Source organism: Acinetobacter sp. ME22 (assembly GCF_022012315.1).
Lineage (GTDB): Bacteria > Pseudomonadota > Gammaproteobacteria > Pseudomonadales > Moraxellaceae > Acinetobacter > Acinetobacter brisouii_A.
The window spans coordinates 167585-182467 of the sequence record NZ_JAKLTL010000004.1 but is presented as its reverse complement, the minus strand read 5'-3'; the positions used below and the strand labels follow the sequence as shown (position 1 = coordinate 182467).

General features: G+C 36.3%; 14 protein-coding genes. 10 read left to right on the top strand and 4 right to left on the bottom strand.

Features of this window, described 5'->3' with window-relative positions; all coding sequences use genetic code 11:
* Nucleotides 1–181 precede the first annotated feature (181 nt).
* From LVY74_RS07850 to LVY74_RS07840, 3 genes are read right to left on the bottom strand one after another with little or no spacing between them, the layout of a single operon-like run.
* The gene (locus tag LVY74_RS07850; protein ID WP_151709379.1) at nucleotides 182–487 is read right to left on the bottom strand and encodes a hypothetical protein; all 306 of its coding nucleotides are present in this window, start codon (nucleotides 485–487) and stop codon (nucleotides 182–184) included.
* Nucleotides 488–503: 16 nt separating this feature from the next.
* Complete coding sequence (locus LVY74_RS07845; protein WP_237814611.1) at nucleotides 504–650, bottom strand: hypothetical protein; 147 nt, start codon at nucleotides 648–650, stop codon at nucleotides 504–506.
* Between the two features lie 15 nt (nucleotides 651–665).
* Nucleotides 666–941, bottom strand: a complete 276-nt coding sequence (locus LVY74_RS07840; protein WP_151709378.1) for a hypothetical protein — start codon at nucleotides 939–941, stop codon at nucleotides 666–668.
* Nucleotides 942–1746: 805 nt separating this feature from the next.
* On the opposite strand from LVY74_RS07840, the gene LVY74_RS07835 reads away from it, so the two are divergent.
* From LVY74_RS07835 to LVY74_RS07790, 10 genes are all read left to right on the top strand, one after another.
* Nucleotides 1747–2073, top strand: a complete 327-nt coding sequence (locus LVY74_RS07835; protein ID WP_237814610.1) for a hypothetical protein — start codon at nucleotides 1747–1749, stop codon at nucleotides 2071–2073.
* 65 nt (nucleotides 2074–2138) lie between these two features.
* Nucleotides 2139–3191 carry a DUF932 domain-containing protein gene (locus tag LVY74_RS07830; RefSeq protein ID WP_237814609.1) on the top strand — a complete coding sequence of 351 codons (1053 nt, stop codon included), beginning with the start codon at nucleotides 2139–2141 and terminating at the stop codon, nucleotides 3189–3191.
* A 167-nt stretch (nucleotides 3192–3358) separates the two neighbouring features.
* Nucleotides 3359–4399 carry a YqaJ viral recombinase family nuclease gene (locus LVY74_RS07825; RefSeq protein WP_237814608.1) on the top strand — a complete coding sequence of 347 codons (1041 nt, stop codon included), beginning with the start codon at nucleotides 3359–3361 and terminating at the stop codon, nucleotides 4397–4399.
* 113 nt (nucleotides 4400–4512) lie between these two features.
* Nucleotides 4513–5415, top strand: a complete 903-nt coding sequence (locus LVY74_RS07820; RefSeq protein ID WP_237814607.1) for a recombination directionality factor — start codon at nucleotides 4513–4515, stop codon at nucleotides 5413–5415.
* A gap of 98 nt (nucleotides 5416–5513) precedes the next feature.
* The gene (locus LVY74_RS07815) at nucleotides 5514–5741 is read left to right on the top strand and encodes a helix-turn-helix transcriptional regulator (RefSeq protein WP_237814606.1); all 228 of its coding nucleotides are present in this window, start codon (nucleotides 5514–5516) and stop codon (nucleotides 5739–5741) included.
* 12 nt (nucleotides 5742–5753) lie between these two features.
* Nucleotides 5754–6035 (top strand): hypothetical protein, encoded by a 282-nt coding sequence (locus LVY74_RS07810; RefSeq protein WP_237814605.1) that lies wholly within the window; start codon nucleotides 5754–5756, stop codon nucleotides 6033–6035.
* Nucleotides 6036–6132: 97 nt separating this feature from the next.
* A complete protein-coding gene (locus LVY74_RS07805; protein WP_237814604.1) occupies nucleotides 6133–7038 on the top strand; it encodes a DUF4007 family protein in 906 nt (301 codons plus the stop codon).
* On the top strand, nucleotides 7031–10519 hold the full coding sequence (locus tag LVY74_RS07800) for a hypothetical protein (RefSeq protein ID WP_237814603.1): 3489 nt from the start codon (nucleotides 7031–7033) through the stop codon (nucleotides 10517–10519). Before LVY74_RS07805 ends, LVY74_RS07800 begins: the two co-directional genes overlap by 8 nt.
* Entirely contained in the window at nucleotides 10509–11381 is an 873-nt protein-coding gene (locus LVY74_RS07795) for a phosphoadenosine phosphosulfate reductase family protein (protein WP_237814602.1), read from the top strand. Before LVY74_RS07800 ends, LVY74_RS07795 begins: the two co-directional genes overlap by 11 nt.
* Before the next feature lie 80 nt (nucleotides 11382–11461).
* Complete coding sequence (locus tag LVY74_RS07790) at nucleotides 11462–13705, top strand: DUF262 domain-containing protein (RefSeq protein WP_237814601.1); 2244 nt, start codon at nucleotides 11462–11464, stop codon at nucleotides 13703–13705.
* A 42-nt stretch (nucleotides 13706–13747) separates the two neighbouring features.
* On the opposite strand, the gene LVY74_RS07785 is transcribed toward LVY74_RS07790, so the two are convergent.
* Nucleotides 13748–14830, bottom strand: coding sequence for a cysteine desulfurase family protein (locus LVY74_RS07785; RefSeq protein ID WP_237814600.1), 1083 nt, complete (start codon nucleotides 14828–14830; stop codon nucleotides 13748–13750).
* Between the last annotated feature and the right edge of the window lie 53 nt (nucleotides 14831–14883).

Genomic DNA, 14883 nt, shown 5'->3' with positions numbered 1-14883 from the left:
CTTTTCCTGATTTGGGCTACATGCCGTTAAACTGAATAGAAATGAACTGGATAAAAATATGGTTGAATCAGCTTCATGGCTGAATTTCTCTGATCTATTTTTATGCTGACATGGATGGAGTTTGACCTTGCATCCATGTCAGTAGATATTATTGTTGTGCCGTCGTGTTATAAAAAGTGGGCTATTTACATTTCCCTTGACGAACAGACTGAACCAGTCGAGGTTCAGTTTTATCTGCATCAAGGCGTAAGCAAATGGTTTTTTTGGTTTTTGCTGAGCTAGAAATCAATTCTTCGCCATGAATCGGGTTTGCTCCACCTGCATTATAGACTTGATAGCGTTTACCTGAGGTGGTTTTAAAACTAAACGCATCACCTGATTCACTAAAGCCTTCGATCTTTTTGACGATAACGCTGGCGGAATTCGGCTGAGCAAAGACTGAACCACAAAGCAGACTGAGGCTGCATGTGAGGATAAATTTTTTCATGGAAGTGTTCTCTTATTTATTTTCTAAAAATAGTGACTGGCCAAACAACGGCTTTACCCAGATTGTAGGCATAGCTTAAATGTGCGGTACTACTGCAATTCTTGAAATAGACCGAGCAAATGAAAGCAATGACAATATACCCGATGATTAAATAATTTTTCATAATACTTTCCTCTACTTATTTCTGACATTGCTGTACGGCATTTGCCATCACCACATTGAAGCCTTCAGGCGGTTGCATGGTTTCTCGAACGGTGACATCACTCATTTTTTCCATAAATTCAGGCGAGTAATGTTCTTCAACTTTGTCGTAAATGCAGGAGCAGGTTGAACGATCTAAACCACCTGCCTGACAGCCTGCTTTAAAGTCTCGTTTGACTTTACTTTCGCAGCCCAGCAGTAAGGTGCTGGTGAGTGCAAAGGCAATCACCACAAAGCAAGATTGATATTTCATAGGTATTCCAATTCATTGTTATCTATTGTTTTCAAATCATGTGGATGGTTTTATTTATGCCAGCCTGCGAGATAAATCAGTAGCCATAATGCACCGAGCAGTAAAATAAAGCCCGGCCCCAAAGCCACCACAACGATGACAATTAAGATGAGCTGTGCAATCAGTTTCATGATGTTGTTCCAGCACAAAGCTACCCCTGAATCAGCAACTCAGTGGTTGATCCATGCCTTAAAATCAATTAATGCACAGTGTGAGAACACAATGATGGAATAGGAATAAAAGGTTGCAGCGGTGGTGCAAGAGAAGAAAGCACAGTAAATTGCGTCATGATTGACTCCTAGATGTATAGAAGTTCTACCGCATCACTGCTAAATAATGGTGGCAGAACGAAAAGGGGTTAGCAGACTGGACATCTAGAACCAGCACGCGCGAACGCGTCCCCCTCCCGTTCTACCGCAAAGGGGGACGAGAAGGTTTTACGCACGTAGAGAATACTCAGAAGAATAAACCCTGATGCGCTAGATGAAACGGTCTGCTAAAACCGACTGACAATGTAGGTCAGCCCTTGCATGATAATCGTTGATAAAAAACAGGTCAATTCATCCCAGTATCAAGCCATTAAAATTTATCGTCATAGTGCTTAGAAACAGCACATTCTAAAAAATTACAGATACATATCATCTGAATGAGAGCGATATAGCTGATTTCACATCAGCCATATCCAATACCCGAATTTAGGTTGTGCCTGCTTTCCCCCAAAGCAGGCTTTTTTTATTCAGCTCATTTAGCCATAGGAAAAATTCAGATGAGTTTGTCATGCCCTTATTGTCAGTCCCGCGATACGGTACTGCTTCAATCCCCACATTATTTCCCAATCACCCCGTCATCCAATTCAAACAGCAATCCCGCCATGTCTCCGATGGCACTGGCAGCTTTAGGCGTCAGCATTTCCAAAAGCCTGAACCTTCCTCCGATTGCAGGAGCATTGGTCGGTGTATTGATCGGTGGCGTCTGGATGTTGATGACTGAAGACGATGCACAAAGAAGTACATCACCGATTTCGATTCAACATTACTACTGCAACGACTGTGATCGAGATTTCAGTCCAAATATTCGCAATTCATCTTTTTAGTATTGAACCTTTTACGGTTCATCCATTCATTTGGATGAAAACACACTTTTTATAGGAATTATTTTATGGCACATCTGATTGAAAATATGGCGTATGTTGGTGCAACCCCTTGGCATGGTCTCGGCAATCAACTCACTCAAAATCAACCGATTGAAGTCTGGGCACAACAAGCGGGGATGGATTGGCGGATTGAATCCTCCAATGTCAGCTATATGGCGCAGAATGATCGTGGACAAAGCCTGATCTTGCCATTCGAGGAACAGCGAGTGTTATATCGCTCTGATACCCATGCACCCTTATCCGTCGTCAGTCAACGCTATCAGGAAGTTCAACCTTTAGAGATTCTGGAATTCTATCGTGACTTAACTGAACAGGCGGGCTTTGAGTTGGAAACCGCAGGGGTACTCAAAGGCGGTAAGAAGTTCTGGGCTTTGGCAAAAACGGGACAAACCTCAGCGCTCAAAGGCAAGGATGTCAGTAATGGCTATATCTTACTGGCAACCGCATGTGATGGCACCTTAGCCACCACTGCGCAATTCACCTCGATTCGGGTGGTGTGTAACAACACTTTGGCGATTGCCCTAAAAGGACAAAGCAGCAGTGTAGGGGTGGTCAAAGTCCCACACAGTACCCGCTTTGATGCCGAGAAGGTCAAACAGCAACTCGGCATTTCAGTACGGGCATGGGATGAACACATGTATGAAATGAAACAGCTTAGTCAGCGTAAAGTAACACAAACCGAAGCAGCGGCTTATTTCGATGCGGTGTTTAACAACAGCAGTCTCAGCATTGCTGATCAGGACGATAGCATTATTCAGTTCTATCGTAATGTTGCCACTCAAGCACAAAGTCACCCAACAGGCAAAGCCGAGAATAAAACCGAACCGAATGGGCGGGCTTTATCCAAAGTCATGAGCATGTTTAACGGTCAGGGGCGGGGTGCTGAACTCAGCTCAGCCAAAGACACAGCTTATGGTTTGCTGTGTAGCATTACCGAATTTACTGATCACGAACGTCGTGCCATGAGTCAGGATCATCGCCTAGATTCGGCTTGGTTTGGGGCAGGTGCTGCCCTGAAACAACGGGGACTGGAACAGGCTTTACGTCTGATTGCCTAAGCTTGATCGCTGTCCACTGTACAAGCTACCGCTCAAGCTAGCGTATAAGCCAGCCAACTCTGATCTTCAAATCATCAAAGCCTTTTACCTATTCGATTGCATTCAAAGCTGTGTCTTCGGACACAGCTTTTTTTATGCCCAAAATTTAACAATGACAGGAAATTCGTATGAATACAGCAATTTCAAATCCATCTACATCAACTCAAGCTGCCCTAAATAAGCAACGTCCGAAACTGTTTACTGCCAAACGCTTTGTCGATACCAAAAAACTCAGCCAAGCTGAATGGCTAGAAGTGCGTCGGCAAGGCATTGGCAGCAGCGATTGCGCTGCGGCATGTGGGCTGAATCCTTACATGTCGATGTTAGAACTATGGATGATTAAAACTGGACGGATTCAACAAAACCTCGAAGATGATCATCAAGGGCATGCACCCTTGTACTGGGGTAAACAGCTAGAGCCACTGGTTGCGGAATACTACAGCCTGAATACCCAACATAAAGTCAGACGTGTCAATGCCGTGTTACAGCACCCTGATCCAGATAAGCACTTTATGCTGGCGAATTTGGATTATGCCGTGGTCGGTACTCCTGAAGTACAGATTCTGGAATGTAAAACCGCAGGCGAACATGGGGCAAAGCTGTGGCGGGATGGGGTTCCACTCTACGTTTTATGTCAGGTGCAACATCAACTGGCTGTTACAGGTAAGCAGGCAGCACATGTTTGTGTGTTGCTGTGTGGACATGAGACTAAGATTTTTAAAGTCACCCGCAGTGAATCAGTGATTAGGCACATTATCCAAGCGGAACGTCAGTTCTGGGATTGTGTTGAGCAGGATATTCCGCCTTCCGTGGATGCTAGCGCTTCGGCTGCCAAAGCGCTGCAATTGCTTTATCCAGAACATGTGCCCCTGAGTACGGCTGATCTATCTGAAGATGCTGAGGCTAATCAACAGTTTGAGCAATTGATTCAAACCCGTCAGCACATCGAGAAGCATCAGGAGCAATTTGATTTACTGAAACATCAGCTACAAGCCAAGATGCAAGAAGCTGAACGTGCCGTGTTTCAGGGTGGTTCAGTCACTTGGAAGCGTTCCAAGGACTCAATCAGTTTAGATAGTAAGGCACTACTCAAACAACATCCTGAATATTTACAGCAGTTTCCACAAAGCAAGCAGGGCAGTCGACGCTTTCAGATTTACAACGATTGAACTGGCAGGCTTCACTCAACTGCATACCCATTCAACAATCTCAATCCATCCCATGCTCAGTTCATGGGATTTTTTATTGCATTCACATTCACTTAAATAAAGAGGACATCAATATGATCAAAGGTTTAATTATTACCCCACCCGTGCTCGGTCGCGTTAGCATCGGTAAAGTGGTCGAGAAAAATGGCAAACGTCTGCCAGAAAAAGACGATCAATTTACTATTACCAGTCAGATTCACAGTAAAGACGGCTGGGTGAAACATCCACTGGATGAGCAGCTTCGCGCTAAAATGCCCAATCAGAAACTTCGAAGCATTCCAGTACGAATGCTATTTGATGATCCTGAATTGAATCTCCGTGCCGAATATACGTTGTTTGACCGTCAAACGGGACGACCTGTGTGCATTGGTGATGGCGAGACCTGTCAGCGTCGCACAGGCAATGGAGTTGAACAACATGCTTGTCCATCCCCTGATCTGTGTCCACTAGCGCAAGGTGGACAGTGCAAACCCTATGCCCGTTTATATGTCAATTTGGATGAACAGGATGAACTCGGCAGCTTTGTACTAAGAACCACAGGCTTTAACAGCATTCGCACCTTAACGGCACGGCTGCGTTATTACCATGCTGCGGTGAATGGTTTCTTGTCCTGCCTACCGTTACAACTGACTTTAAGAGGCAAAAGTACCAGCCAAAGCTATGGCACACCAATCTACTATGTGGATCTGACGCTCAGGGAGGGAATCAGTTTGCAGCAAGCGATTGTTGAAGCCAAACAACTACAGCAGGAGGCACTAGCCTGTGGCTTCCAACAGGAATTACTGGATCAGGTGGCGCGGCAAGGTTATGCCAATGCTGTGTTTGATCGGGATGAAGGCGAAGATGGGATGCAGGTTGTGGAGGAATTTTATTCTGAACCATCGACTGAGACATCCTCAGCCGATCCAAATCAGAACATGACCGAGCTTCAGCAGATTCAACAGGGCTTACAGCATAGTGTTCGGGTAGTGAATTAGACATGAGCAGGGAATGGGTATTCTAAAAAATAAGTTTTTACAGGATGCCCATCATTTGAGCGAATACCCGCTCGCATCAATGATCAGGAGTAAGCATCATGAATGAGATTACAGGTCAAACTTTTGTGATGAATCAAATTATTAATATTAAAGAGGTTATTCAATTCACAAGTATTAGTCGAGCAAAAATCTATGAAATGATTAATGTCGATTCTAAGTACTATGATCCAACCTTTCCAAAACCAGTACGTTTAAGTGAGTCACGTATCGGTTGGTCGGCATGGGAAGTGAATCGGTGGATTGAACTTAAGTTAGAAGGACGATAGAGGAATAGTTGAATGATAGAATTAAACTATGAGGTTATCAAAATTTTTATTGAAGGTTGGTTGGTTAGATATCATGGCTTTTATTTGGCTGATAATCGGGTCGAAAAAATTCATGCAACTAATAAGATCGTGTTTCAATTACTTAATTCATCAATTGAGTTAAGAAATATTTCTGAAAATAGGGTGTTAGTATCTATACTTTTACCGGAATATATTGAGTCTAAAGATTGTATTGCAATTGCAATGAAATTATATCTTGAAATAATGCAAGTAATTGAAAAAGAAAAGCTTTAGGCTTTTCTTTTTTGTATTCAACAAAGAGTGTTTGTTGAATGTATTTCATATTAGTAGTATTCTCACTGGAGACGACTCTCCAGTGAAACTGTTTTAAATGAACTCAACTAGCTTTACATTGCATTTTTCAGGGCATGAAACTTTTGCCCTGCGTTATGGTTGGCTTAATAAAGCTTATACTACTTTGAATTTAAATGAAAAAAATATTGAAAAACAGGTTGTAGAGCTTGGTGTTGGTAAAAACATGGTCAATAGTATTAAATATTGGTCTGACATATCGGGTCTAGTGCCTTTACAAAATAAAGAAGATAAGAAATTAAGCTATGAAACAAAATTGGGTGATATTTTTGAAAAATTCGATCCATATTTAGAGTTGAATGAGTCGACTTGGTTACTACATTATTTCATTCAGAAGAGATTTAATGATCTAACATTTTCTCGATGGTATTTTAATTTTTCAAATAAACAAATTTTTGATAAGTCTGAATTAGTTAGTGATTTAATTGATTGGCTAGAATCTACTGATCTTAAAGTACCATCACTTGCAACTTTACAGAAAGACTTTGACTGTTTTTTATTATGTTATTCAAAAAGATTGAGTGGAAAAAAGCTTAATGAAGATACTTTCATTTCTCCTTTAAATGAACTAAACCTTATTTATCAGATTGAATCTCATAAATTTAAGGCAGATTTGCTTGAGCAAAAAAATTTACCTGTGCAAGTTTTTCTATACTGTTTAGTGGATTATTGGAAAGAAAATTTAATCGAATCACCAACAATAAGTGTGGATAGTGTTTCAACTAATCCGGGTAGTCCCGGAAGACTGTATCGTTTAAATAATGCAGCAGTAGATTACTTCTTAAATCAATGTGCATTAATAGATGATCGTTTTAAATGGACTGACACTTTAGGTATGAGGAGTCTAGCTTGTGATCAGATAAAGGAAATTAATTTAGAAGAGCTGTTATCTAATATTTATCGTGGAAAAATTGAAAATGAATAAAGTAGAGAATTTGAATCATTATTACCAGATTCATGTTAATCATCTTTTATCTACACGATTAGATACAGATATATCAAAAGAATTTTTTAATAAAGTCGTTTTTCATGGAACGGCATATAACTCATTACAGACTATAGTTGATTCTTTTGAGACTTCTGCCCAGTCATCGTTTACGTTAACGGGAAGTTATGGAACAGGAAAATCAACATTAGCAACGATATTAATTGGGTTGCTGCATAATGATAGTCATATAAGAAGTGCGGCTAGAAACCTTATTAATGATAAAAAGCTTCTTAGAAAAATTGATAAATCTTTTAATTTTTCTGAAGATAAGCCATGGTTGATTATTAAAGCTGTAGGAGGTGTAACTTCACCTGCTGAGCTATTCTATAAGTCTATTATAAAAGCACTGAATGATGCAGGGTTATTAGCATTATTTGAAGATGATTTATTCTTTTTACCAGAAGAAATGCATAATGAAAGTCAATTGATAGAATGGGTTGAAGAAGTCTTTCAAGTATTGCAAGGTAAAATATCAGGTAGTTTCTTTGTTTTAGATGAAATGGGGAAACTATTAGATCATATTGCTCGAAATAGTGGGGATTTGCATCTTTTTCAGGAGCTATCTGAAAAAGTAAACAGACTATCAACTAAAGATTGCCCTTTTATTTTTTTAGGGATTTTACATCAGTCTTTTGCTGATTATGCAAAAGGATTAAGCCACCAAATCGCTTTAGAATGGGCAAAGATTCAGGGGCGCTATGTTGATATTGCATATCGTATCTCTTTAGATGAATCCGTAGCATTAATTTCAAAAACAATTAAGAAAACAAAGCATAAGCTTCCCGAACAAGCTGTTTTTTTAAATGAGCAATTAATTAATAATGTAGTATCAACTATTGGTTCACGATTAACGAACAGTAGTCCTAGGATCAAGCAATACTTTATTAATGCTTTGCCGTTACATCCATTGACGACAGTATTATTAGGTTCAATTTCAAAAAGTAGCTTTAGCCAAAATGAACGTAGCATTTTTAGCTTCCTTTTATCTGTTGAGCCATTTAGCTTTAGAAAATATTTAGAGACTGATGTTGAATACTATAAAACGTATACTGTTGTGGATTTATGGAACTATTTGAGTCATAACCTTCAGCACCAAATTTTAGGTTCTAAAGATGGGCATTCTTGGGGGGTAGTTGAAGAATCCCTAGGATTATTAAGTAAACAGTTAAATAAACTGGAATCTGCTGAGAATAACGTGTTAGATGGGCTTTACTTTAATATTGTTAAAGCTATTGCAATGATGAATTTGTTCGGGAAATCTTTAGGAGTATATCCAACAAGAGAATTGATCGCAATTTCATTACCAGCGTCTTCAACTACTTTGGATTATCTTGATGAATGTTTATCTAATCTTAAGTCTTGGGGAATAATCACATATTGGAATCGAACAGATTCTTATGAGGTTGTAGAAACATCAGAATTAAATATTCAGCAGTTATTGCAAGAAAAATTAGAAACACTAAGTAGTCAACAGAACTATTTTGATCATATTGATTATAAAGGGAATGCTATTCTTGCTAAACGACATTACCAACAAAAGGGGGTAATGCGTTGGATGGGACAATATTTAGTTAGTGATATTATTGGACTCAAGCGCTTATTTAATAGTGACGAATTAAAGAATAGCAAAGCCTTTGCACAGTTTGTTTTAATCTCTGATCCAACATTAACAGTAAAGAAAATAAAAGAACTTTCTGTTGAATATGAATATTTTGCAATTTCAAATCTGAAAAAATTAAATGAGATCTTGAGTTGGTCTAAAGAAATTTTTGCCTTAAAAGAAATTCATAAAGATCAACCTAAGTTAATGATTGATCCAGTTGCAAAAAAGGAATATGTGCAACGGCTAAATTACGCATACCAACAGATTGATTCTTTGTTTCAGCAATCGTTTGAAAATGTTGAATGGTATTTTGCCGGAGAGGCTATTTCATCACAATCATTATCTATGGTTTCATCTGAAATAGCAGATAAACTATTTTCTGCATCTCCATCTGTGTCAAATGAGTTAGTCGTTCGACATGATGTATCTAGCTCCGCTGCTGCTGGTCGTAGAAAGTTATTAGAAAAGATGCTTGAAAATTCTGACATGGAGAATTTAGGGATAGATAAATTTCCTCCAGAGAAGGCTATCTATTTATCATGTTTAAAGCAGTTAGGTTTACATCAATATAAATTGGATCAAGATATTTGGTCTTTTGTTATACCTAAGCTTGAAGATGCTAATAATGAAGAACAGAGAGATAACTTTAAATTAGTTTCTGATATGTTTGAAACTGGTTATGCTCTGTTCGTGGAGCAAAAAAAGTTGGTTAATTTGGCAGAGCTTTATTCAAAATGGTCTCAGCCTCCTTTTGGCATACCTCAAGGATTACTACCAATCTTTGGTTTAGCATTACTGCTAGCTAAGCAAAGTGCTTTAGCATTTTATGATAAGGATATTACACAAGAGTTTCGCTTTATTAGTTCAATAGATGAAGAGTTTCTAAATAAATTGGTAAAGCGACCGAATGAAGTTGCTGTAAAGTTTGTAAAAGAACCAGAGGATAGGGATCATTTTATATATTTATTAGCAAAAAATATTAATAGTGTTTTTTCTAAGAATATTGAAGCTACTCCATTATTAGTAGCTCGTTTTCTTGTTTCTTATATGGTAAAGCAATCTAGCTGGGTGAAATTCTCAAAAGATAGTGAATTTTTTGATGAAGAGGTTCAACAACTTCGAGCATTTATTGTAAAAGCTGATGATCCATACAAATTATTGTTTGATGATATGTACGATTTGCTTGGGGTCGGTCATAAGACAGATGAGCAAATTCTAGTCAGTATTTCTAATTTTTTCCTTAGTATTGGGAGTGCTAAAGTTGAATTATTTAAAAAATTTGAAAAGCGTTTATATAAAGAGTTAGGGCTAATAACTTCAGAGACAATTGAGCAAGCCAAATCTATTAGTAAATCAGCAGCAGATTGGCAAATGAAAAAATTTGCGGAGCACTTATCTAATAGTTCTAATGATTCATCGCAGTGGATATCTAATATTATTACTTTACTTGGGCAAATCCCAGAAAGGGATTGGACTGATGAAAGTTTGAAAAAAGCTTTTGAAGCATTACCAGCTTATGTGCAGCGTTTTAAACAATTAAGTTTCTTTGTAAAAAATGCTCAGTCAGAGTTCAAGGCAAATCAAGAACATCAATCTTTAGCGATCATTGTAAATACTGCTAATGGTTTTGAAGAGTATAATAGAGATGTAATTATTGATTCAAAGCTTCAAGGGAAATTAAATGATATTGAGATTGAACTAGATAAGCAGGTCGACTCAATAGAATTAAGTGATGATGCTAAAGCAGTAGTTTTATATCAACTGTTGAAAAAATATTTATATCCGATAGGTGAGGAGAAGAAACGTGAATATTGATAAACCAGTCAAACATGTTTTAGGTCTATCGGGGGGGAAGGATAGTGCTGCATTGGCTGTTTATATGCGGGATAATTATCCAGAGCTAGATATTGAGTATTTTTTTACAGATACAGGGAAAGAATTACCTGAAGTTATGGATTATCTAAATAAGTTAGAAGCTTATTTAGGTAAACCTATTTTACGTTTAGGTTCTGATAAAGATTTCGACTATTGGCTAAAAGAATATAATCATTTCTTACCTTCAGGGCATCAGCGCTGGTGCACTGTGCAAATGAAATTAGTCCCGTTTGAAAAATGGGTAAAACCTTTTTTAGATGAAGGTTATGAAATTATTAGTTATGTAGGTATCCGCGCTGACGAGCCTTGGCGTGAAGGTTATGTGCCAACCCAAAAATTTCTAACGACTAAAATGCCTTTTGCTGAAGATGGTTTAGTTAAAGAGGATATTATAAATATCTTAGAAGGGACAGGCTTAGGATTGCCAAAGTATTATGAATGGCGTTCGAGAAGTGGATGTACATTTTGCTTTTATCAACGGAAAATTGAATGGGTTCGTTTAAAAGAACGTCATCCTGATAAATTTGAAGAAGCTAAAGCTTATGAAAAGAAATTAGCAGATGATAAGTCTACAAATGGTGAAACATATTATTGGATGGGAAAAAATACACCTTTAAGTACACTTGAAGACCCTGAACGTATTGCTCAAATTAAAGCTGATCATGAGAAAAAGCTTGAAAAATTCAAGAAAAAGCGTCGTCGTAATGCTCTATATGATGATCAGTTGATTGAAATGATTGATTTAGATGCAGTATATGATGAAATGGAAGGTGGAGGTGCTTGTGTGACTTGTTATAAGTAGAATATGCTTTCTAGGTTTATTTTATGTAGAAGTCTCTGTATTCTTTACGGAGATTTTTACATAAAATAAATGGGGGTATTATGCAATTAATGGGTGCAGTATTAAGAAATTTTTATGAAATAGGGACTTTAGTAAATCAATCAGATGTAACTGATGGTAGTTACTCTCTTAAAGTACCTCATTATCAGCGTCCATATAAATGGACAAATACTGAAATTTCTAACTTAATTAAAGATTGGAAAGGTAATATTCCCGCACAAACAGTTGGTGTATCTAATACAAATAAGTATTTTGCTGGCTCGGTTGTTTCAGTAGCTGCTCCTGATACAAAATTTCACTCTTTAATTGATGGGCAACAAAGAACAACAACTTTATTTTTAGCTAATTTTGTACAATTTATTTTATTGCGTAGATTGATCTTATCCGATATTGATAAAAAACGTTGTGCAAAGCTTCAAAAATACAATGATAAATTAGCTGAAACAGTGCGTTATATTTTTACTGATGATAAAACATTATCTTATTTTAGTTCTGTAGTTGTTGAGTTGACTAAGATTGCTGATGATGAGGCAATGGAAGAACTGCACGAGCAGCAAAATTATCTAGAAAAATATCAAGACTTATTATGGATTCCTCCATTTGATTCTAAAGAGCAATATGAGCGTGATTCATATGAATTAATGGTAAATAAGTTAGAAGATGTTGAATTTTATTTACATTATGATCGTTCATCTTTCAATACAATATTAAAACGTGTACTTGCTCAATTCTTGGTTGGGTTTGGTGATACTACAGAGTTATATACTAATAATATTATTGAAGACAAGCTTACGGAAAATGAAAGAATTTATGCGAATGCATTAACTATAATTGTCAGTATATTTAAAGAGCTATTTCCTAAAGATGAGAGTATTAAAGATACTTATCGTTACGTACACTTCTTATATGAAAAAATAGATACATTTTTGCAAGATGTTAATGTTTGTGTAATTCAAACTGCGAATGCAGATGATGCTTATACTTTATTTGAAGTGATGAATGATCGTGCACTAGCACTAGATGATTTGGACCTAATAAAAAATCAATTCTTCAAAAAATTTGTTAATACGAACCCAGAGCTTGATAACTCTAAAATGGATCAAATAATTCAAAAATTAGATGATCAATGGGGGGATGAGATATTCCATCATAAAAACATGAATAAAACCTATAAAAAGTTGGTTACATATCTAGGAACTGTTTATATAACAAGATCTACAGATTTAAGAAATGAAGGTAATGAAAAATATCGATTAAACTTAAATAATTATCTTGCTATGGATAAGTATACTCAAAAAGATATTAAGCGTGATTTTAATGTGTTTGAAACGTGTTTTAAGATATTAAAAATCGTTAAATTACCATTGAAAAAAAAGGATAATTTTTCAATTGTTGCCCAGTATGAAAATGAAACTGAATTTAAGAAAACATTATATTTTCTAAATGCTTTGCAACAGGATGGTGTAATCTCTGGATTGTTTAACTTTACATTAGCGACAATAGAAACTATTAACAGTGATTTTAATCAAAATATAGTGTTGAAATTTATAAATTTACTTATAGATAATAAGGTTGATAAGGAAAAGGTAAAGTCGGAGTTAGAAGTAGATGAACAAAGTGCGATCCAAATATTAGGTAAAATAAATAATATTCATGAGCAGGCAAAAATTTTACGAAAATCTTCAATAATGGCTAACTCGGCAGAATTGCCTAGGGATATTTCTAGAAAAATTATTGAGGCCAACTATATTTCTTCTACTGAACGTGATTTATTAGAAGTTAAAAATTTAGATTTAACAGAACATCTAAGTGAATTTGAGAGTTGGTTAAATAGTTGGCAATATAAACCAAAGATGCTTTTTAAAGTTAAAACTTTGTTTGCATCTATTATTCAATATAGCCTTGATGCAAATAATAAACTAATTGTTAAGCCTGTTAATCTTAGTGTTAGTCCGGATTCGAATGGAGTTATGGAGTTAGATCATATGGTTCCACAAAATCCAACGGAATCAAGCATTTTAGATTTTAATCATTCTGATAGAGAATTATATGTTAATGGCTTGGGTAATATGATGCCATTACCAAAGCCAAATAATATAAGTAAGTCTAATGAGACGCTTGAAAAAGCATTTGAGTATTATGAAGCTGCTGGATTGGCAGATCATTTTCTGATTAAGCAAACTAAAGAATTAGTTCAAGAAGTTAAAGATGATACAAAAAAAGCTGAAGATTTTTTTACTACACGTAAAACGAATCTTATTAACTATTTTAAACAAATAGTTTAATCCTGATAATTAGATTGAATAAAAAGGATTTTTAGATCCTTTTTATTCAAATAAATTTAAAATATTCATATTTAATTGATTTAATGAAAGCCGTATAGACGATTGTGCATCCTCAAAACTTAAGCCTATTTCACGAAGTACATAAGACATTTCAATATTCATAGATGAACAAGCCGAACCTTGAGAGCATAAAAAATCTGAGTTAGCTACAAAATGTGTAGCATCAAAGTTAGCAAGTCTTATATTTAATATATGAGGAATATATTTTATGTCGGGGGAATTGATAACTCCTCCAATCTCAATAACTTTAGTTCGTAGTAAAGAATTAATTCTATTGACTTCTGTAAAAGTATGTTCAATTGTTTGATCTTCTACGGCTGCACCAAAACCTAAAATTAATGGTGTGGGCAGCGTACCACCTCTTAATCCATATTCTTGTCCAGCTCCATGAATTATAGGCTGTATTCTAGTTTCCCTTAAATCTCTTATATAAATCGCCCCAATTCCTTTTGGTCCATAAATTTTATGGGCTGATATAGAAAGCATATCAATATTTAATTCATCCACATCAATAGCAATTTTTTTATATGATTGAGCAGCATCTACGTGAAACTTAATATTTTTTTCGAAACATGCTTTACCAATCGCTTTAATGGGTTGAATCGACCCAAGCTCATTGTTTACATGCATGATACTGACTAAAACAGTATCATCTCGCATGGCTTGAATGACGTCCTGAGAATTAATGATTCCATTTTTTTGAGGGGAGATATAAGTAATTTCATAGCCATGTTCTTTTTCAAGAAAATGGCAAATTGCTAAAATACATTTATGCTCAATTGACGAAGTAATGATATGTTTACCTTTCTTTTTGTTTGCTAAAACATATCCTTTGATTGCTAAATTATTGGCCTCAGAAGCACCACTTGTAAAAATAATTTCATTTTTATAGGCACCTATTGAGTTGGCGATAGTCTCTCTAACTTTTTCAATTTTTTCAGCTGAGGAACGACCTAGTTTATGAGCGGAAGATGGGTTTGAATATTCTTCTTCAAATGCTCTAAATAATTCTTTTTTAACAGAAGGAAGAAGAGGGGTCGATGCAGCAAAATCTAGATAAATCATATTACGTGCATAAAAAAAGAGATGCTATAAGCATCTCTTTTTTTATGTTTCTA

Coding starts and splice junctions, on each gene's coding strand:
- LVY74_RS07850 (WP_151709379.1), bottom strand. CDS start 487: ATGAAAAAATTTATCCTCACATGCAGCCTCAGTCTGCTTTGTGGTTCA.
- LVY74_RS07845 (WP_237814611.1), bottom strand. CDS start 650: ATGAAAAATTATTTAATCATCGGGTATATTGTCATTGCTTTCATTTGC.
- LVY74_RS07840 (WP_151709378.1), bottom strand. CDS start 941: ATGAAATATCAATCTTGCTTTGTGGTGATTGCCTTTGCACTCACCAGC.
- LVY74_RS07835 (WP_237814610.1), top strand. CDS start 1,747: ATGAGTTTGTCATGCCCTTATTGTCAGTCCCGCGATACGGTACTGCTT.
- LVY74_RS07830 (WP_237814609.1), top strand. CDS start 2,139: ATGGCACATCTGATTGAAAATATGGCGTATGTTGGTGCAACCCCTTGG.
- LVY74_RS07825 (WP_237814608.1), top strand. CDS start 3,359: ATGAATACAGCAATTTCAAATCCATCTACATCAACTCAAGCTGCCCTA.
- LVY74_RS07820 (WP_237814607.1), top strand. CDS start 4,513: ATGATCAAAGGTTTAATTATTACCCCACCCGTGCTCGGTCGCGTTAGC.
- LVY74_RS07815 (WP_237814606.1), top strand. CDS start 5,514: ATGAATGAGATTACAGGTCAAACTTTTGTGATGAATCAAATTATTAAT.
- LVY74_RS07810 (WP_237814605.1), top strand. CDS start 5,754: ATGATAGAATTAAACTATGAGGTTATCAAAATTTTTATTGAAGGTTGG.
- LVY74_RS07805 (WP_237814604.1), top strand. CDS start 6,133: ATGAACTCAACTAGCTTTACATTGCATTTTTCAGGGCATGAAACTTTT.
- LVY74_RS07800 (WP_237814603.1), top strand. CDS start 7,031: ATGAATAAAGTAGAGAATTTGAATCATTATTACCAGATTCATGTTAAT.
- LVY74_RS07790 (WP_237814601.1), top strand. CDS start 11,462: ATGCAATTAATGGGTGCAGTATTAAGAAATTTTTATGAAATAGGGACT.
- LVY74_RS07785 (WP_237814600.1), bottom strand. CDS start 14,830: ATGATTTATCTAGATTTTGCTGCATCGACCCCTCTTCTTCCTTCTGTT.